Source organism: Marinobacter sp. (assembly GCF_033722735.1).
Classification (GTDB): domain Bacteria; phylum Pseudomonadota; class Gammaproteobacteria; order Pseudomonadales; family Oleiphilaceae; genus Marinobacter.
This window is the reverse complement of record NZ_JAWVYN010000001.1, coordinates 54,482-73,436: the sequence shown is the minus strand read 5'-3', so window position 1 is coordinate 73,436 and position 18,955 is coordinate 54,482. Positions and strand designations below refer to the sequence as shown.

Annotated in this window: 16 protein-coding genes; 1 reads left to right on the top strand and 15 read right to left on the bottom strand. The window is 62.3% G+C overall.

Annotation, left to right across the window (positions count from 1 at the left end):
* Nucleotides 1–52: 52 nt before the first annotated feature.
* Together rlmD and cysM are read right to left on the bottom strand one after the other, a co-directional pair.
* Nucleotides 53–1,384: a 23S rRNA (uracil(1939)-C(5))-methyltransferase RlmD gene (gene rlmD / locus R3175_RS00340; protein ID WP_318941488.1), complete on the bottom strand. Its 1,332-nt coding sequence runs from the start codon at nucleotides 1,382–1,384 to the stop codon at nucleotides 53–55.
* Nucleotides 1,385–1,449: 65 nt separating this feature from the next.
* The gene (cysM, locus tag R3175_RS00335; protein ID WP_318941487.1) at nucleotides 1,450–2,343 is read right to left on the bottom strand and encodes a cysteine synthase CysM; all 894 of its coding nucleotides are present in this window, start codon (nucleotides 2,341–2,343) and stop codon (nucleotides 1,450–1,452) included.
* Between the two features lie 259 nt (nucleotides 2,344–2,602).
* On the opposite strand from cysM, the gene R3175_RS00330 reads away from it, so the two are divergent.
* Nucleotides 2,603–5,470, top strand: coding sequence for a response regulator (locus R3175_RS00330; protein ID WP_318941921.1), 2,868 nt, complete (start codon nucleotides 2,603–2,605; stop codon nucleotides 5,468–5,470).
* Nucleotides 5,471–5,480: 10 nt separating this feature from the next.
* Here the strand turns inward: R3175_RS00330 and pdxJ are convergent, their stop codons facing one another.
* The 13 genes from pdxJ to rpoE form a co-directional block, all read right to left on the bottom strand.
* Nucleotides 5,481–6,221, bottom strand: a complete 741-nt coding sequence (gene pdxJ / locus R3175_RS00325) for a pyridoxine 5'-phosphate synthase (RefSeq protein WP_318941486.1) — start codon at nucleotides 6,219–6,221, stop codon at nucleotides 5,481–5,483.
* A 10-nt stretch (nucleotides 6,222–6,231) separates the two neighbouring features.
* Nucleotides 6,232–6,939, bottom strand: a complete 708-nt coding sequence (gene recO, locus R3175_RS00320; protein WP_318941485.1) for a DNA repair protein RecO — start codon at nucleotides 6,937–6,939, stop codon at nucleotides 6,232–6,234.
* A 7-nt stretch (nucleotides 6,940–6,946) separates the two neighbouring features.
* A complete protein-coding gene (gene era, locus R3175_RS00315) occupies nucleotides 6,947–7,864 on the bottom strand; it encodes a GTPase Era (protein WP_318941484.1) in 918 nt (305 codons plus the stop codon).
* A complete protein-coding gene (gene rnc / locus R3175_RS00310; protein WP_318941483.1) occupies nucleotides 7,864–8,553 on the bottom strand; it encodes a ribonuclease III in 690 nt (229 codons plus the stop codon). The genes era and rnc overlap by 1 nt, the downstream gene beginning before the upstream one ends.
* Nucleotides 8,550–8,939: a DUF4845 domain-containing protein gene (locus R3175_RS00305; RefSeq protein ID WP_318941482.1), complete on the bottom strand. Its 390-nt coding sequence runs from the start codon at nucleotides 8,937–8,939 to the stop codon at nucleotides 8,550–8,552. The genes rnc and R3175_RS00305 overlap by 4 nt, the downstream gene beginning before the upstream one ends.
* Before the next feature lie 28 nt (nucleotides 8,940–8,967).
* Nucleotides 8,968–9,774 (bottom strand): signal peptidase I, encoded by an 807-nt coding sequence (gene lepB, locus R3175_RS00300; protein ID WP_318941481.1) that lies wholly within the window; start codon nucleotides 9,772–9,774, stop codon nucleotides 8,968–8,970.
* Nucleotides 9,775–9,783: 9 nt separating this feature from the next.
* Nucleotides 9,784–11,586, bottom strand: coding sequence for a translation elongation factor 4 (gene lepA / locus R3175_RS00295; RefSeq protein ID WP_318941480.1), 1,803 nt, complete (start codon nucleotides 11,584–11,586; stop codon nucleotides 9,784–9,786).
* A 148-nt stretch (nucleotides 11,587–11,734) separates the two neighbouring features.
* A complete protein-coding gene (locus R3175_RS00290; protein ID WP_318941479.1) occupies nucleotides 11,735–14,461 on the bottom strand; it encodes an EAL domain-containing protein in 2,727 nt (908 codons plus the stop codon).
* Nucleotides 14,462–14,612: 151 nt separating this feature from the next.
* The gene (locus R3175_RS00285; RefSeq protein WP_413231704.1) at nucleotides 14,613–15,986 is read right to left on the bottom strand and encodes a DegQ family serine endoprotease; all 1,374 of its coding nucleotides are present in this window, start codon (nucleotides 15,984–15,986) and stop codon (nucleotides 14,613–14,615) included.
* 201 nt (nucleotides 15,987–16,187) lie between these two features.
* Nucleotides 16,188–16,655 carry a SoxR reducing system RseC family protein gene (locus tag R3175_RS00280; protein WP_318941477.1) on the bottom strand — a complete coding sequence of 156 codons (468 nt, stop codon included), beginning with the start codon at nucleotides 16,653–16,655 and terminating at the stop codon, nucleotides 16,188–16,190.
* The gene (locus R3175_RS00275) at nucleotides 16,652–17,641 is read right to left on the bottom strand and encodes a MucB/RseB C-terminal domain-containing protein (protein ID WP_318941476.1); all 990 of its coding nucleotides are present in this window, start codon (nucleotides 17,639–17,641) and stop codon (nucleotides 16,652–16,654) included. The genes R3175_RS00280 and R3175_RS00275 overlap by 4 nt, the downstream gene beginning before the upstream one ends.
* Nucleotides 17,642–17,694: 53 nt before the next feature.
* Entirely contained in the window at nucleotides 17,695–18,270 is a 576-nt protein-coding gene (locus R3175_RS00270; RefSeq protein WP_318941475.1) for a sigma-E factor negative regulatory protein, read from the bottom strand.
* Nucleotides 18,271–18,309: 39 nt separating this feature from the next.
* Nucleotides 18,310–18,921, bottom strand: coding sequence for an RNA polymerase sigma factor RpoE (gene rpoE, locus R3175_RS00265; protein WP_318941474.1), 612 nt, complete (start codon nucleotides 18,919–18,921; stop codon nucleotides 18,310–18,312).
* Between the last annotated feature and the right edge of the window lie 34 nt (nucleotides 18,922–18,955).

Below are 18,955 nucleotides of genomic sequence, written 5' to 3'. Positions count from 1 at the left end.
TTTGTTTTTTCCGGTTCCTGGATCCAATCATCCCTGATTGGACGACTGGGAGTTAGTTCCTCTCAAATAACGCAATCGACTCCACATGGGTGGTGTGGGGAAACATGTCCATGACACCGGCCCGTACCAGGCGATAACCGTTGCGCACCATGACCCCAGCATCCCGGGCCAGGGTAGCCGGGTTACAGGACACATACACGATGCGGTTGGCGCCAAATGCCGTCAGGTACTGGCACACTTCCTCGGCACCGGAACGGGGCGGATCGATCAGGATCTTGTCGAACCCTTCCTTCGCCCAGGGTTCGGCGGTGAAGTCGCCGTGGAGGTTGGCGCCGTGAAAGGCCACGTTGTCGAGGCCGTTCAAAATGGCGTTCTCCCGCCCGCGGACCACCATGGCATCGTCGCCTTCCACCCCGACTACCTGACCGGCCCGACGCGCCAGCGGCAGGGTAAAGTTACCCAGCCCGCAGAACAGGTCCAGTACCCGCTCCCCGGACTGGATATCGAGCCAGTCCACCGCCCGGTGAACCATCTGCTGGTTGATGCCGGCGTTCACCTGGGTGAAGTCCATGGGGTGGAACTTCAGGGTCAGGTCGAACTCCTCCAACCGGTAGCTCAGACGCTCCTCGCCACCCTCGGGCCAGATCCGGTGCACGGTGTCCGGCCCCTTCGGCTGCAGGTAAATATGTAAATCATGGGCCTGGCCGAATGCGACCAGGGTCTCCCGATCGCTCTCCACCAGCGGGTCCATGTGGCGGATCACCAGTGCCGCCACGTCGTCGCCGCAGGCCACTTCCACCTGGGGAATGCGCTGATAGGCCGCCAGGCCATGCAGCATGTCCCGCATCGGCGTGATGCACTCGCCAATGCGCGGATCCATCACCGCGCAGCGGTCGATGTCGGTGAGGAAACTGTTGCGTTTCTCCCGGAACCCCACCAGCACGGATTCCCGCTTGCGGACGTAACGCACGCCCAACCGGGCCTTGCGCCGATAGCCCAGGTCATCCGAGCGCATGGGGGCCACCCACTGCTCCGGCTCGATGCCGCCAAAATGGGCAAAATGCTCACGCAGGGTGTCTTCCTTGAACCGGATCTGTGCCTCGCTGCTCATGTGCTGCAGGCTGCAGCCGCCGCACAGGTCGGCGAATTCACACGGCGGCTCGGCCCGCTCGGGTACCGGATCGATCACCTGCTCGGCCCGCAGTTCATCGAACTTGCTGCGGGAGGAGATGTACTTGGCCATGACCGACTCACCGGGCAGGGCGCCGTCGACAAACTGAATCTTGCCATCGAGATGGGCAATCCCGCGGCCATCGTGGCTCAGTTTCTCGATCTCACACCGAACCGGCTCCGTGGGCAGGCTCTTCCTGCGACGTTTACTCATACTGCATTCTCTGAAAAGGCGTTATTAGCGACCGTGCCGAGGTCCCGGAAGACGGCCGCCACGGGTCAGGCGCCGGGAAACACACCCGTGGACAGGTAACGGTCACCCCGGTCACAGATAATGGCCACGATTACCGCGTTTTCAACCTGCTCGGACAACCTCAGGGCGCCGGCGATGGCACCCCCGGAGGACACGCCGCAGAAGATGCCCTCTTCCCTGGCCAGGGCACGCATGGTGTCTTCGGCTTCCTGCTGGCCGATGTCCACCACCTGGTCCACCCGCGAGGCGTCGAAGATCTTGGGCAGGTAGGCCTCCGGCCAGCGGCGGATGCCCGGGATGGAGGCCCCTTCCTGGGGCTGCAGGCCGACAATCTGGATATCGGGATTGCGTTCCTTGAGGTACTGGGACACGCCCATGATGGTGCCGGTGGTCCCCATGGAGCTGACAAAGTGGGTCACCCGCCCCGCGGTCTGCTCCCAGATTTCCGGGCCGGTGCCCCGATAATGGGCCAGCGGGTTGTCCAGGTTGGCGAACTGGTCGAGCACCCGGCCCCGGCCCTCGGCCTGCATCTGCTGGGCCAGATCCCGGGCACCTTCCATCCCCTGCTGCTGGCTGACGGTGACAATCTCGGCACCGTAGGCCCGCATGGAGGCGCGGCGTTCCTCGCTCATGTTCTCCGGCATGATCAGGATCATCCGGTAGCCCTTGATGGCGGCTGCCATGGCCAGGGCAATGCCGGTATTGCCGCTGGTGGCCTCGATCAGGGTGTCCCCGGACTGAATATCGCCACGGCGCTCGGCCTCCTGGATCATGCTGAGGGCGGGACGGTCCTTGACCGATCCCGCCGGGTTATTGCCTTCCAGCTTGGCCAGCACCAGATTGCTGGTGTCGCCGGGCAGGCGTTGCAGGCGAACGAGCGGGGTATGCCCGACGAAATCTTCGATGGTTGGGAAATGCATGTTGGCAATTACTCCTGTCAACCGTATCCGCCAGGCGGTCATCGGCTCGTGACCAGACCGGCCTGTGATACACTCAGGGTTCGCATCATACGCGTTAATGGGGCGGTCGCCCAATACGGCTTCTCGCTATAACCATGACGGTTCGCTATAACCGGGGGAAAGGTCACAGCCATTCTTTGCGGTTTCATCTATTCTGACAGGGAAGCACGCCAGAATCCGGACAGAAGAGGCCGGAATGGCACAACGGCAGGATCAGGACATGCGTCGCTGGGGCATTCGCAAAAAAGTACTGGTGGTGACGCTCGTCCCCACGTTACTGACCACATTGATGCTGGGGCTGTTTTTCTCCCTGAGCTGGGTCAAGAACATCGAGCAACTCCTGCAGGACCGGGGTGACTCACTGTCCCGTCAGCTTGCCGCGGGCGCCGAGTACGGCATGTTCACCGCCAACCGGAGCCTGTTGAGCAGCCTCTCCAACGCCCTGCTGGAAGAGCAGGACGTTCGCTCCATCACCTTTTACGACGCCAACCACAGGCGCCTGCTGCACACCGGCCCCGGCGCCCGAGAAGCACTGCCGGAGGGCAGCCTGACCGGCGGCCAGGCGGTGCGTCAGGAGCGGAAGAACAGCACCCTGTTCATCACCCCGGTCTACCTCCAGGACCTGATGATCGAGAACATGCTGGACCTGGACGCCGGCCATGCGGCCTCCGCCACCCGCTCCCCCATCGGCTGGGTAGCCGTGGAGATGTCCCACATCCGCACCGAGAAGGAGACCTACAAGGCGCTGCTGATCTCTTTGCTGCTGGTGCTGGCGGGGGTGATCGTGAGCCTGCTGATCGCGGTCAAGCTCAGCCGCGCCTTCACCGATCCGATCTTTGAACTCAACAATGCCGTCGCCAAGCTCAAGGAAGGCAAACTGGACACCCGGGTCTACACCGAGGCCGGCCCGGAATTCGAGCAACTGGAGTCCGGGCTCAACGCCATGGCCGCAGAACTGAGCAAGGCTCAGGCGGAAATGCAGCAGAACATCGACCAGGCCACCGAGGACCTGCGGGAAACCCTGGAAACCATCGAGATCCAGAACATTGAGTTGGACTTTGCCCGCAAAGAGGCCCTGGAGGCGAGCCGGATCAAGTCCGAGTTCCTCGCCAACATGTCCCACGAGATCCGCACCCCGCTCAACGGCATCATCGGCTTTACCGAGTTGTTGCTGAAGAGTCCGATGGCCAAACAGCAGCGGGATCACCTTAGCACCATCCGCAAGTCGTCGGAAATCCTGTTGACCATCATCAACGACATCCTCGACTTCTCCAAGATCGAGGCCGGCAAGCTCATGCTGGACCGGGTCCCGTTCCAGCTTCGCGACATCATCGAAGACGTGATGGTCATGCTGGCCCCGGCCGCCCACAGCAAGAACCTGGACCTGGTGCCGCTGGTCTACAACGACGTGCCGGACAACATCATGGGTGACCCGCTGCGGGTCAAGCAGGTGATCACCAACCTGGTCAACAACGCCATCAAGTTTACCCAGACCGGCGAAGTGGTGCTGCGTGCCAGCCTGGAAGAGGAAGACATCGAGCATCATCGGGTCACCCTGCGGCTGAGCATTACCGATTCCGGCGTGGGCCTGTCCCGGGCGCAGCAGCAGTCGCTGTTCAACGCTTTTAACCAGGCCGACGCCTCCACCGCCCGGCAATATGGCGGTACCGGGCTGGGGCTGGCCATTTCCAAGCGGCTGGTGGAAGAGATGGGCGGCACCATCGGCCTGGAGAGCGAACTGGGCAAGGGCTCTACCTTCTGGTTCACCCTCACCTCCGACCTCTCCGCCAGCAAGGAGCCGGCGGCTCCCAAGGACGCCCTGCGGGGCGAAAAGGTGATCTACCTGGAACACCAGAAAACGTCCGGCCTGGCCATTGAACACCTGATGCGGGACTGGGGCCTACTGGTGGAACGGGCCGCCTCCCCGGCGGAGCTGATCGACAAGGTGGAAGAGGCCCAGATGCACCAGGCCGGCTATGCCCTGGCGATGGTGGGAATCACCCGCCACCTGCTGCATTCCAGCCAGTACTGCGGCCTGCTGCGGGAGCTGGAAGTGGAGCGGGATTGCCGTTCGCTGCTGCTGACCCCCACTCTGGAAACCCACGACGATCCGCTCTCCAGTCTCGCCAGCGGCCACATCACCAAGCCAGTTTGCCGGGACACCCTGTACGACGAGTTACTGCTGCTGATCCACGGCATCCACCAGGGCGAACCGGCAGAAGCCGACGCCAGCGGCAGCGCCAGCCAGGTAGGTGGCGTCCCGCGGGTATTGGCGGTGGATGACAACGAAGCCAATCTGAAACTGGTGCTCACCCTGCTGCGGGACCACCAGATTCAGGCGGAAGGCGCCGCCAGTGGCTTCGAGGCCCTGAGCAAGGCACGCCAAACCAGCTTCGACCTGGTCTTCATGGATTTGCAGATGCCGGGGATGGATGGCGTGGAGACCACCGAACGACTGCGCAACCTGGATGGCTATTCCCGCAAGCTGCCCATCATCGCCCTCACCGCCCACGCCCTGGCGGATGAGCGGGAGCGTCTCACCCAGCAAGGGTTCGACGGTTACCTGGCCAAGCCCATCAGCAGCCAGCAACTGATGGAGACCCTCTACCAGCACACCGGCTACCGGGAGTCGCCCCCCCAGGGCATGAGCGGCCCGGTTCAGGAAATTCGGGACACCCGCCGGGGCATCCGTCCATCCACCCGACAGAAGCAGCGGGAATGCGTCAGTATCCAGGAAAGCATCCAGCTGGCCGCCGGCAAGACTGACCTGGCCGAAGAGCTGTTCAGCATGTTGCTGGAGCAGGTGCAGAGCGACCTGCCCCGCCTGCGTACCCTGTGGGAAAAGAGCGACATGGAAGCTGTCCTGGAATGTGTCCACAAGCTGCACGGGGCAGCACGCTATTGCGGGGTTCCCGAACTGCGGGAGGCGGCCAACCTGCTTGAGACCGGCCTCAAGCAGTCCTCACCGGAGCTCGAACAGCTCAAGGACCAATTCCTGGCCGCCATGGAGCGGCTGGAAATCTGGGGCGAGCAGAGCGACTGGCAGGCCCAGTTCCGGGCCTACCAGTCCCAGGCGTCGCTGAACTGAAGGCTGGCAATCAGGCCAGTTCCCGGGCCTGATCGAGGATGTGCCGCATCTCCCTCACCGCCTCCTTCAGGCCGGTGAAGACCGCACGGGCAATGATGGCGTGACCAATGTTCAGCTCGTTGAGGCCCGGAATCGCCGCGACCCGCTCGGTATTGTGGTAATGCAGGCCGTGCCCGGCGTTCACGATCAGCCCCTGCTCGCGGGCGTAGCTCACCGCGTCCACCAACGTCCCGAACGTCGCCTCGGCGGCGACCGGGTCAGCGGCTTCGGCGTATTCCCCGGTGTGCAGTTCCACCACCGGCGCGCCGCACCGCACGGCGGCATCGATCTGATCCCGGTGCGGGTCGATGAACAGCGACACTTCAGCCCCGATCGCCGCCAGGCGTTCGCAGGCCCTGGCAATCCGGGCTTCCTGGCCGATCACGTCCAGCCCGCCCTCGGTGGTCAGCTCTTCGCGCTTTTCCGGCACCAGACAGACGCAGTGGGGGCGGACCTGCTCGGCAAACGCCAGCATGGCATCGGTCACCGCCATTTCCAGATTCATCTTGGTATTGAGCATCTCCCGCAGCAGCAGGACATCCCGGTCCTGAATGTGACGACGGTCCTCCCGGGGATGGATGGTAATGCCGTCGGCGCCCGCCTCTTCCGCCAGCAGGGCGGCCTGCACCGGGTCCGGGTAGCGGGTGCCACGGGCCTGACGCAGGGTCGCCACGTGGTCCACATTCACTCCCAGCAGTACTCTCTGCTTCATTGCGTTCTCCTCAGCCTTTCTGGAACAGGGTGCGGCTGTGCAACGGCCGCCCCTGCAGCAAATGATCGATCAGCACCCGCATCACCCGCTTCGCCACCTGCCGGCACTCCGGCGACTGATAATTGCCTTCGGCCAACTTCAACAGCGTCTGCCCCGACAGCCCGCTGAGCCGGACGGCCGGGCTGGGTGCCAGCACAATACCCTGTTCCGGATCATAGCAGTAGCTGCCCCGGGGCTCGACCGGCAGGCCGGTATCGTTGGCCTGGGCCCAGTCGAACCCCATCCCCAGGGTCTGGGCAAAGGTGCGCTCGAAGCGGCGCAGCAATGGCTCGACATCGACGGCGTTGACCAGATCGTTGAGCACTTCGATGTAGGCGGCAAACAGTTCCGGACAGGGGTCCCCGGACGGCAGGATCCGTTGCAGCAGCTCGTTCAGGTAGAGGCCGCTATAGAGCTGGAGGGTTCCTGTGATGGCCGGCGCATTGCGCACTTCCAACCGCAGCAGGGTCTTCAGTTCACTCCGCCCCTGCCAGTCCACCAGCAGCGGCTGGAAGGGCTGCAGCTGCGCCTTGAGCGGGCTCTTGGGCGAGTTCGCGCCCCTGGCAATGACCGTCAGGCGGCCGGCATTCAAGGAAAACAGGTCGACCAGCAAACTGGTCTCGCGATAGGGGCGACGATGCAGGACATAGGCGGGTTCGCCATGGGTGGGCCGGGACATGACGGCCTCAGAAGTCGTTCATGCCCAGACTTTTCAGGGCCCGGTCACTGTCGGCCCAGCCCCGCTTGATCTTGACCCAGAGCCGCAGCATGACCTTGCTGTCAAACAGCCGCTCCATGTCCTTGCGGGCTTCCTGGCCGATCAGCCGCATGCGTTCGCCCTTGTCCCCGATGATGATTTTCTTCTGTCCGTTGCGTTCCACCAGGATCAACGCCGAGATATGCAGGGTGGTGCCTTCCCGCCGGAACTCCTCGATCTCAACCGCAGTCGAGTAAGGCAGCTCGGCCCCCAACTGACGGGTGATTTTCTCCCGGACAATTTCCGCCGCCATGAAACGCTCGCTGCGGTCGGTGATCTGATCGTCCGGGTAAAAATGAACGCTCTCGGGCAGGAAGCGCCCCACCGCCTCTTCCAGCGGTTTCAGATTCTCACCCCGCAGCGCCGAGAGAGGAATGATTTCGGCGAACTCCCGTTTTTTCGACAGCATCTCCAGATGGGGCAGCAGGGTCTCCCGCTTGTCCGCCTTGTCGACCTTGTTGACGGCCAGGATCACCGGACAACGCAGGCTCGCCAGCTTGGACAGCACCAGTTCATCGGCCTTGGTCCAGGCCATGTGGTCGACCACAAAGATGACCACATCCACGTCCACCAGCGCGGAACTGGCCGCCTTGTTCATGTAGCGGTTGAGGGCCCGCGGCTCATCCTCATGCATGCCCGGGGTGTCGACGTAAATGGCCTGTACCGGGCCCTGGGTCTTGATGCCCAATACCTGGTGACGGGTGGTCTGGGGTTTGCGGGACGTAATGCTCAGCTTCTGGCCGAGGATATGGTTGAGCAGGGTTGATTTGCCCACATTGGGACGCCCCACGATGGCGACAAAGCCGCAACGGCTGTCGGGGTTGTCCGGACGGGTAATATCCATCACTAATCGGTCTCCACGCCCAGGGCTTTCAGGGCGCTGCGGGCCGCCTGCTGTTCCGCCAGTCGCCGGCTGCTGCCTTTACCGGTGGTGGTGCGGTCCAGCGACGGCAGGTTACAGGAAACATGGAAGGTCTGGGCATGGGCCTCACCATCCACCGAAATCACGTCGTACCTGGGCAACGGGAACTGCCGGGACTGCAGGTATTCCTGCAGCCGGGTCTTGGGATCTTTCTGGGTATCCTGGAGGTTGAGGTTCTGCAGCCGTTTCTCGAACCAGCTCAGTACCTGTTTGCGGCAGGTGTCAAAATCGCTGTCCAGGTAAATCGCACCGATGATGGATTCCACGGTGTCCGCCAGGATCGAATCCCGCCGGTAACCGCCGCTTTTGAGCTCGCCGGACCCCAACCGCAGGTATTTGCCGAGGTCAAACTCCCGGCCGATTTCCGCCAGGGTCACACCCTTGACCATGCGTGCACGAAGTCGGCTGAGCTGGCCTTCCCGGGCCTTTTCGAAATGCACGAACAGATGCTCGGCAATCACCATGTTGACGATGGAATCCCCCAGGAATTCCAGCCGCTCATTGTTCTGGTTGCCGTGACTGCGGTGGGTCAAAGCCAGGAGCAGATGCTCAGGCTGCTTGAACTGGTAGCCGATACGCCGTTGTAACTGTCCCAGGTCTGGTTGCGAACTCACTGGCCCTTCATCTCATACTCATGATTAAAACTGACAACCGCATCCAGGTTGCGGAATAGGTTGGTGCGTTTCTCGTAGTTAAGCTTGATGATGACCAACTCACCATCCTTCTCAACCTTGAAGCTGTCCGTGTCCAGGCTGCGCACATTGTTCACCGTCAAGCGCTTATTGATCAGCGACATCACCTGCGCCGGCCCCATCCTGGACAGGTCTTCCACGTCGTTCAGGCTTTCGACGGCCTCCTGGACGGTCAGGTCATCCAGGTAGAACGGCCCCACTTTCACAATCAGGGTCAACAGGGCTCCAAAGAACAGGACCATCACCAGCATGGTGATGGTCGAGGCACCGCGCTGATTGCGGAAGCCGGACAGGCCGTTTGTTCTCATGATACGCACGCCTTCTTTATGGTTGGTTTTATTCAATACGACCCACTCGGTCAAAGGTGGGCAGGCTAGTCAGGGACTTCCAGTGCATCCAGATGGCAAACGCCTTGCCCACCACCAGCTCATCGGGGACAGTGCCCCAGAAGCGGCTGTCGTTGCTGTTGTCCCGGTTATCCCCCATCATGAAGTAGTGGTTCTCCGGCACGACCCACTCCCCTTCGCCAGCGCCGCTCCGGCGACCCATCGTCAGGTAAATGTCGTGTTCCACCCCGCCGAGTTCCTCCCGGCGCAACTCCACCGGCGGCAACTTCGCGACAAACTGGGTTTCCACGACCTGGCCGTTGATGTACAACGTCTTGTCACGGTAGCGGATATGGTCACCGGGCAGCCCCACCACCCGCTTAATATAGTTTGTTTCCCCATCTTCCGGAAACTTGAACACCATGACGTCACCGCGCTGGGGCTCGCCGATGTCCACAATCTTGGTGCCAATCACCGGCAGGCGCAGCCCGTAGGCGAACTTGTTGACCAGGATGAAATCGTCCACTTCCAGGGTGGGCAACATCGACCCGGAGGGAATGGTGAACGGCTCCACCAGGAACGAGCGCAACACCAGCACAATCGCCAGCACCGGGAAGAAGGAGCGGCTGAGATCGATCAGCCAGGGCTCCGCGGGCTCTTCTTCCCCGGATGATTCCACCGCGTCGCCGTCACTGACACCGCCCTCGGCGCTTTGCCGGGCGAGCCGGCGGGAACGAAGGAACAACACGTCCAGCAACCAGATCATCCCGGTCGAAAAGGTCAGGACGACCAGAATCAGGGGAAAATTGATATCCATTGAAGGGCCCTAGTTATCCACTTTCAGTACGGCAAGGAACGCTTCCTGAGGCACCTCAACGTTACCCAGCTGCTTCATCCGCTTTTTGCCTTCTTTCTGCTTCTGCAGCAGTTTCTTCTTCCGGCTGACGTCGCCGCCATAACACTTGGCGGTGACATTCTTACGCATCGCCTTGACCGTCACCCGGGATACCACCTGGTTGCCGATGGCCGCCTGGATGGCAATATCGAACATCTGACGGGGAATCAATTCCTTCATCTTTTCCACCAGGGCCCGGCCCCGGTAGTGAGCCTGCTCCTTGTGAACGATCAGCGCCAGGGCGTCAACCCGCTCGCCATTGATCAGCACGTCCAGACGCACCAGGTTGGCGGGCTGGAAGCGAACAAAGTGGTAGTCCAGGGAGGCAAAGCCCCGGCTGGCGGACTTGATGCGATCAAAGAAATCCAGCACCACTTCCGCCATGGGCAGCTCATAGGTCAGTTGAACCTGGCTGGAGAGGAAGTGCATGTTTTTCTGGACACCCCGTTTTTCCTCACACAGGGAAATCACGTTGCCCAGGTGTTCCTGGGGCACCAGGATATTGGCTTCCACGATGGGCTCGCGCATCTCCTCGATGGAACCAATGTCCGGCAGTCGTGACGGGTTGTCCACCGACAGGGTCTCATTCTGCTTGGAGACCACCTCGTAGATAACCGTCGGCGCGGTAGTGATCAGCTCGAGGCCGTATTCCCGCTCCAGTCGCTCCTGGATGATCTCCATGTGGAGCATGCCCAGAAAGCCACACCGGAAGCCGAAGCCCAGGGCATCGGAGTTTTCCGGCTCGAAGAACAGTGAAGCGTCGTTCAGGGTCAGCTTTTCCAGGGCATCACGGAAGTCGTCATAGTCATCGGACCGGATTGGGAACAACCCGGCGTAGACCTGGGGCTTGACCTTCTGGAACCCGGGCAGGGCCGGGGTCTCTTCGGCAAATTTCTGGTGGACGATGGTGTCCCCCACCGGCGCACCGTGAATGTCCTTGATCCCGGCCACCACAAAGCCCACATCGCCGGTACCCAGCTCACCGGTATCGGTCAGCTTGGGCGTAAATATCCCCACCTTGTCAGCATTCCAGGCCCGACCGGTGGATTTGATCACGATCTTGTCGCCTTTTTTGAGGGTGCCCTGGGTCACCCGTACCAGGGACACGACCCCAAGGTAGTTATCAAACCAGGAGTCGATGATCAGCGCCTTGAGCGGCGCGCCGGTATCGCCTTGCGGCGGCGGAATCCGCTTGATCAGATCTTCCAGTACATCCTCCACCCCAAGCCCGCTCTTGGCGCTGCAACGGACCGCCTCGGAGGCTTCGATGCCGATGATGTCTTCGATCTCGGCGGCCACCCGCTCCGGTTCCGCCTGCGGCAGATCCATCTTGTTCAGTACCGGCACCACCTCGAGCCCCTGCTCGATGGCGGTGTAGCAGTTGGCCACCGACTGGGCCTCCACGCCCTGACCGGCATCCACCACCAGCAGGGCGCCTTCACAGGCGTACAGTGAGCGGGAAACTTCGTAGGAGAAATCGACGTGACCGGGGGTATCGATGAAGTTGAGCTTGTACTCGTTGCCGTCCCGGGCGGTGTAATTGAGCGTCACGCTCTGGGCCTTGATGGTGATGCCCCGCTCCCGCTCCAGGTCCATGGAATCCAGCACCTGCTCCGCCATTTCCCGGTCGCTTAGTCCACCACAGATCTGGATGAAACGGTCGGCAAGGGTGGATTTGCCGTGGTCGATATGAGCGATGATTGAAAAATTGCGGATTCGGCTAAGATCAGTCACAGACAATGGGTACTCACGTAAGACGAAAAACTCAATCCTGAATGTGCGAGTATCGGCGTAACAACGCTTTTGCAAACGTGCCCGCGCAATCAGCCACCAGGTGCAGCAACGCCGTGATTCTACCGGTTACCGGCGGCCATTGCCATGTTCACGACATCAGCGGTCGTTCGTACTGGCGCACCAGAAAGCCGATCAGCGCATCCTCGTCCAACGGGTAGCTGAACAGGTTACCCTGGCACTGGGCACAGCCCGCCTCCTTGAGGAAACTGAGCTGTTGCGGGGTTTCCACGCCTTCGGCCACCACCGTCAGGTGCAGCTTGCGCGCCAGCGCGATGACGGCCGAGGTGACATCGGTGGCACTGACGTTGTAGGGAATGTCACGAATGAAGCAGTGATCGATCTTGACCACATCCAGTGGTAATTGCTGCAACGACACCAGCGAACAGGCCCCGCTGCCAAAGTCGTCGAGGATCAGGCAGACGCCGATGTCGTGCAGGGCCCCGAGAAGCTCACGGAGCATGCGGGGATCCTCGTTGAGCAGTTCCGCCGGCATCTCCAGCTCCAGCCGCTCGGGCGCAACCCCGGTCTCGGTGACCACCTGACGGAACATGTCGAGGAACCCACTTTCCATGATCTGCTTCACCGACAGGTTGACCGCCACCTTGAGCTCCTCGAACCCCGCCCGCTCCAGCGCCTGAATCTGGATACACGCCTGACGCAGGGCAATTTCCCCCAGGCGGATGATCAGCCCGGTTTCCTCCGCCAGATTGATGAACTGCTGCGCCGAGACCAGCCCCTTCTCCGGATGTTGCCAGCGCAGGAACGCCTCCACACCCAGGACCCGCTCCGTGGCCAGATCGATCTTGGGCTGATAGTGCAGGACGAAGCGCTCCGCCTCCAGCGCGGCAACCAGCTCCTCCTGCTGAAGCAGGCGACGGGCGGCCTTGATGTTCATTGCCGGGGTGAAGAACTGGTAGTTGTTGCGGCCACACTCCTTGGCCCGGTACATGGCCAGGTCGGCGTACTTCATCAGCACACCGGGATCTTCGCTGTCGTGGGGAATCATGGTGACACCGATGCTGACCGTCACCCCGATTTCGTGCTCGTTTAGCCGGACCCGCTGGCACAGCCGGCGCAGGATGGTTTCCGCCACCTTGGCCACGGCATCCGGCCCACTGATGCGGGACAGCAACACCACGAACTCGTCACCGCCGAGGCGGGCCACCGAGTCCTCTTCCCGCACACACCCGGTCAACCAGCGCGCCACCTGCTGGAGCAGTTCGTCGCCCGCATCGTGCCCCAGGGTGTCGTTGATCCGCTTGAAGCCATCCAGGTCCAGGAACATCAGCGCCGCCGGTTCGTCGGTGCGCTTGCCGCGCCGCACCACATGGGTCAGGCGGTCGCGGAACAGCTGCCGGTTGGCGAGCCCGGTCAGCGGATCGTAGAACGCCAACCGATGCAGCTCGGACTGGGCCGCCTTGAGCTGGGTCAGGTCCCGCAGGCTGAGCACCACCCCACTGACCCCGGGCACGTCCAGCATCGAGGTGAAGGTGCCTTCCATATCCCGCCACTCCCCGCTGGCATCGCGTACCCGCGCCCGCACCACGGGCATCTGGGTACCGGGCTGCCGCCTGGCGGCGTCAAACTCCGCCCGCAGCTTGGACCAGTCGTCACGGTGGACGATGCTCTCAAGGGCCATCTCCCGCACCTGCATCGCATCGAACCCCAGAATGTCCTTGCAGGAGGGACTGGCGTACAGCGGTGCCGCCTCGTCACCCAGCACCAGGGTCACGTTGGCGGCACCCTCGGTGATCGCCCGATAACGCCCAGCGCTCATTTGCGCCAGCAAACGGGACCGCAGCAGCACCAAGGCGAAGGCAAACATCAGCACACTGATCAGCAGGCCGGCCCCAAGCACGATCGTGGGCCGGGGGTCCGACGCCAGGTAGTCGAAGGCCGGGGTAGAACGGGTCTGCAGCAACCAGGTGCGACCACCGTGAGTGATGGTCTGGGTTTTCTCGAAACTGAAGTCGTTGTCCAGGGAACCGAGGTTGGAGCCATACATCAGCGTTTCCCGGCTGACGTCCTCGTTGTCATAGATTCGCACGTCCAGGAACGGCGAGATCAGCCCGACAATGCCATCCACCAGGTTGTTCATCCGAAAGGCACTGAACACGAAGCCCCGTAACATCATCCGCCGTTCGGCCAGGCTGTCCGGCACCTCACCACCCTGGTACACGGGGTAGTACATCAGGAAGCCAGCCTGGTCCTCGGCCACTTCCTCCTGCACCAGCACCAGCTTGCCAGTCACCATGGGCACCCCGGTATCCCGCGCCCGCCCCATCGCCAACCGGTGGACCGGCTCGCTGAAGGCATCGTAGCCCTGGGCACGACGGTTCTGGTTGCTGCTGGGTTCGAGGAAGACAATCGGGTGATACTCGTCCCGGCTGCCTGCCGGGCTGATCCGGTAGTTGGGCATGCCCTGACTCCGCGCCCACTGCAGGTGGCGCTCTACATTCTCCGCAGTGACCCGCGCAGTAAACCCGATACCCTGGATACCCGGATAGTAGCGATCGATGTCCACGCTCTCGATGTAGGTACGCCAGTCGTTGCGGTTCACCTCGGGGGCTACGGCAAACAGCCCCGCCGAGCCGGCCAGCACCTGCTCGTAGTTGAGCAGACGCTCTTCGATGGCGGTTTTCAGCTGCAGGGACTGAGTCCGGAAGCGGGCTTCGGTACGATCTTCCACCAGCCGCACCGACACGTGCCATAGCACGGCGGTTACCACAATACAGGCCAGCAGCAATAGCCAGGCAATCCAGGCGTTGTTGAAGCGCAGCAATTGCCCGAGGGGGACGTCCTTTTTGTTCATCATATTGTCGGATCCGATCCTTGGCCTCAGCAGGAGGGCGTCTGAACCATTCTATAGTTGTAATTAACACTAAATCATAACAAAAACCCCGCAAGGTGTCGTACCTTGCGGGGTTGGCCGTGCCTGGCTGTTGTTACGGAGTTACGGAGGAATCCTAGGGTTTCATCACCAAATAGGTGGCACGCCCCTGACGGATGACCCGGACCGACACCGCCTTACCCTCCGGCAATGCCCGTACCGCCGCCATGAACTCGCTCACGCTGCGGATGGGCTTGCGATCCAGCTCGGTGATAATGTCCTTGGGCCGGATGCCAGCGTTCAGGGCGGCGCCGCGGCCGACATTGGTGACCAGGACCCCACCGTCAATCCCCAGGGTATCCTTCAGCTTCGCCGGCAAGGGCTCGACCACCAGCCCCAGGGGTGCGGTGGTGGACTCCTGCGGGGTTGCTTGCTGTGCCTGCTGACTGCCCTCGTCCGGCAACTCACCGATGACCACCGGCAATTCGATTCGGTCGCCGCCCCGCAGCACCTCGAGGGTGGCGGTCTCGCCCACCGGCGTACGACCAACCTTCGGCGGCAGGTCCGACGACAGACTGATCTCCTCGCCGTCGTAGGCCAGCACGATGTCGCCGGCCTTGAGCCCGGCTTCCTCTGCCGGTGAGTTGGTCATCACCTCGGCCACCAGGGCCCCCCGGGGGCGGCGAAGGCCGAAAGACTCCGCCAAATCACGGTTGACCTCCTGAATCAATACCCCGAGCCAGCCACGGGACACGATTCCATGGTCACGAATCTGCCGGAACACGTTCATCGCATCGTCGATGGGGATGGCAAAGGACACCCCCATGAAACCGCCGCTGCGGGTATAGATCTGGGAGTTGATACCGACGACTTCGCCATCCAGGTTGAACAGCGGCCCACCGGAGTTCCCCGGGTTGATCGCCACGTCGGTCTGGATGAAGGGCACGTAGTTTTCCGACGGCAATGAACGACCAAGGGCGCTGACAATGCCCGCGGTGGCGGTGTAGTCGAAGCCAAAGGGTGAGCCGATGGCCAGCACCCATTCGCCGGTTTTCAACTCGCTGGAACGGCCCACCTTGACCACCGGCAGGTCGTCGCCGTTTTCGATCTTCAGTACGGCCAGATCCGAGCGGGGATCGGTGCCGACCAGGGTTGCCATCAGTTCACGGCGATCGCTGAGCCGAACCACGATTTCGTCAGCGCCCTCGATCACGTGATTGTTGGTCAGCACATAGCCATCGGCGGAGACGATGAAGCCGGAGCCCATGGAATGACGTTCCTGGGGAGCGCCAGGCTGCCTGCGGTGAAAAGGGGAATTGGGTCCGCCAAAAAAGTCCTGGAAGAATTCGGGGAGCTGCTCGAAATCCCGCTGGCTGAATGGAAGACCGTAGCGCGTGCCGGACTGCATGGTCTGGGTGGTACTGATATTAACCACCGCACCGGAGTTTTCCTCAACCAGCTCCGTGAAGTCGGGTAACGAGCGGGCGGCGGCAGATTGAACCCCGAGCATCGACACCAACAGCGCAACAACACCTAATATCAGGGGCACTCCCGGTAACTTGATCGCAGAATCACACGTTTGTCGTGACATCGTGAACTCCCTAGCAATGTGATCTGGTGGGCAAACCTCCGAACAGTCCCGGTTGACCACGGCCCCGACGCTGTTCGGACGCTTTTCGGTTATTCTGTGGGCGTATCTGAAGTTTTCAACTTACAAATCAGTAGGGTGAGCATCGACACCCCGAATCGCCGGGCCATTGATCCGGAGCAGGAGGGGCGCGTAGTCGTCCGCGCTGCGATGCTGAGAGGTTCGGGCCAGGCCGAATCCGGCCGCCAAGCCCGCCAACGACCCCAGGATGGCCACCCCCTCCGACTCCGGCGCGGCCCAGTGCCCCAGCATGGCCCCAAGCACGAAGAGCGCCAGCGGCAGCGCGTAGATCAGCAGCGATGCGCCCAACAGAGCCGATTCGGCAATGGCCACGGTCACCTCATCACCCACCCGGGCCCCCAGGTGGTTGGCCACCAGCACCTGATTGGCCTTGCCGCCGGAGACACTGGCCAGGACCCGCTGGCCGCAGCCCTGCCGGGCCGAGCAGCTCTGGCAGGCGCTCTGGCGAATGGTCTGTACCCAGACCTTGTCACCCTCCTGGGCGACGACTTTGCCGGTTTCCGTAATCATGGTGTCTTGGTCCTGAATGCCATGGCATCTTCAATGTCCACCGAGTTGGCCACCCGCATGGCGGTTTCCGGAGGAATTTCCCCCACCACGGTGACCAGGAACGTCCGGTCACCGGCCTTCAGTTTACGCATGTAGGCGGTGGTGGCACCAATGCGGGACACGCCGGTGGGCATCTCCAGGGCGCCGACCGGCTCGACAAACACCGAGAAGGCCGCGAGACCGTCCGAGAATGCAACCGCCTGCCCCTTCCCCGACCCGGGGGCCGCCGCAGGCATGAAGCCGGCCGGCTGCCATCCCAGCGTCCAGCCGTTCATCCGGTTCACCACAACAGCCTCGGACGTCGACGGTAACGTTCGCGACACGGCTTCCCCGGTGGTCTGCACCTCGAATTCACTGTCCGGCAGAGCGTCGGTGATTTCCAGGTCGGTGAACTGGAAGCTCTCCAGGACACGGCCATCCTCACCCCTCACATGGCTCTTGACCAGCAGCCCGGTCTGCTGCTCAAGCCAGAAGCGGTGACTATAACGGTCACCATCTCTCGCCTGCAGAGCGATCACCTTCACGCTGTAGCCGGCCACCCGATCCTCACCCAGCAACTCCGGCTGGTACCATTCGCTGGTGGCGACCAGTTGATGGGCAAAGGTCTCGGCAAAGGGGCCGGCTGGCATTACCTGTTCCAGCTGAATACGGCCGTGGCGCGGCAGCACGCACACCACGCGGGTTCCCTTGCGGACAATTTCGCCGCCTTCCCCGTCCTGCTGCACCAGCCGTTCCTCCACGATTCCGTCACGGTAGCGGTGGGCCACCCGCATGGAACTGACCTGGTCGCCGCGGGCATAGACAAAGACCCCCCGATAGGTGGTCATATTCAGCGCCGGCCCCAACCGGGCCAACCAGCCACGGGCGTCCTCAGAGGGGGGCGTCTCCGCCACAGCCAGCGGCGCCGTCATCACCCACACCCCCAACAGTGCCGCTTTAAGCCACACCGAAAGCCCTCCCCCTGTCATAGCGACCCGCTCAGTCATAGCTTTCATCAAACTCAATAGGCCGGGGTCGACACGCTGGCCAACCGGGCATAGCCCACCGCTCCCCGCCCAGCGGCAACACTGTTGTGCTGGGCGTGTTCAAGCAGGTAACGGCTCAAATGTTCCCACTGCTGCTCATCCAGCCCCTGTAAGGCGATTTCCGGCATCACCTCGGCGCTGGTCGCCCCCGCAGTTTCCGCTGGCCCCAGCCTCGCTTCCCGGGCCAGCACCGGCGACTCCGCCTGCTGGATGTCCCAGCCGGTGCCCATACCAAAGCCCACCAGCAGGCCGGCCATCACCATGGCCACCGCCGGCCAGTGCCAATTGGTCGGCTCCCGGGGCTCGGGCTCCGGTTGCGGCAGGTCCACGGTCAGTCCGGTCCCGGCGAGCGACTGGCGGACCCGGTGACTGACATCGATCGGCTCCACACGCCCCTGGCCTTCATGCAACAGCTCTCGCAACTGGTGCCAACGCTGCCACTGTGACCGGACCTGCTGCTGTTCGGTATGGGACAGCACGCGCCGCACCGACAGCTCATCGGCCTGGTCGTCCAACATTGCAGACAGCGTTTCTTTGAGACGATCATCCATGTGATGCAACCTCGTTAAACCGTTCAGAATATGTCACCCTCAACCGGCGCCCAATATCGGCCCCAGCTGTCGATCCACTGCATCTCGTGCCCGGAAGATCCGTGACCTGACGGTGCCAATCGGGCATTCCAGGATACGAGCAATGTCTTCATAACTCAGCCCGTCGTACTCCCTGAGCAAAAAGGCAGAACGCAGCTCCTCCGGCAGAGCCGCAATGGCGCGGCTCAGCTCCTGCTGCAACTGGTCCCGCTGCAGCTCCCGCTCCGGCGAGGCGGTGTCCCTCAGGCGGGTGCCGTCGTCAAAGTTTTCGGCGTCCGCGGCATCGGCACTGCCCTGCGGGCGCCGGCCACGGGCCTCCAGGTAATTCTTGGCGGTGTTGACAGCAATCCGGTACAGCCAGGTGTAAAATGCACTGTCACCACGAAACCGGTCGATGGCACGGTAGGCTTTAACAAAGGTTTCCTGAGCCAGGTCCATCACTTCCTGGCTGTCATACACATAGCGGCTGATGATGGAGGCAACCCGGGACTGATACTTGATGACCAGCAGATCAAACGCGGCCCGATCGCCATGACGAACCTTCCGCACCAGTTGCAGATCGGTCTGGCTATCGGGGAGTTCCTCAACGCGTTTGCTGGGTTCAGCAGTCATGGATGGGTTGCCGGGGCTCACTCGGTGATCGGCC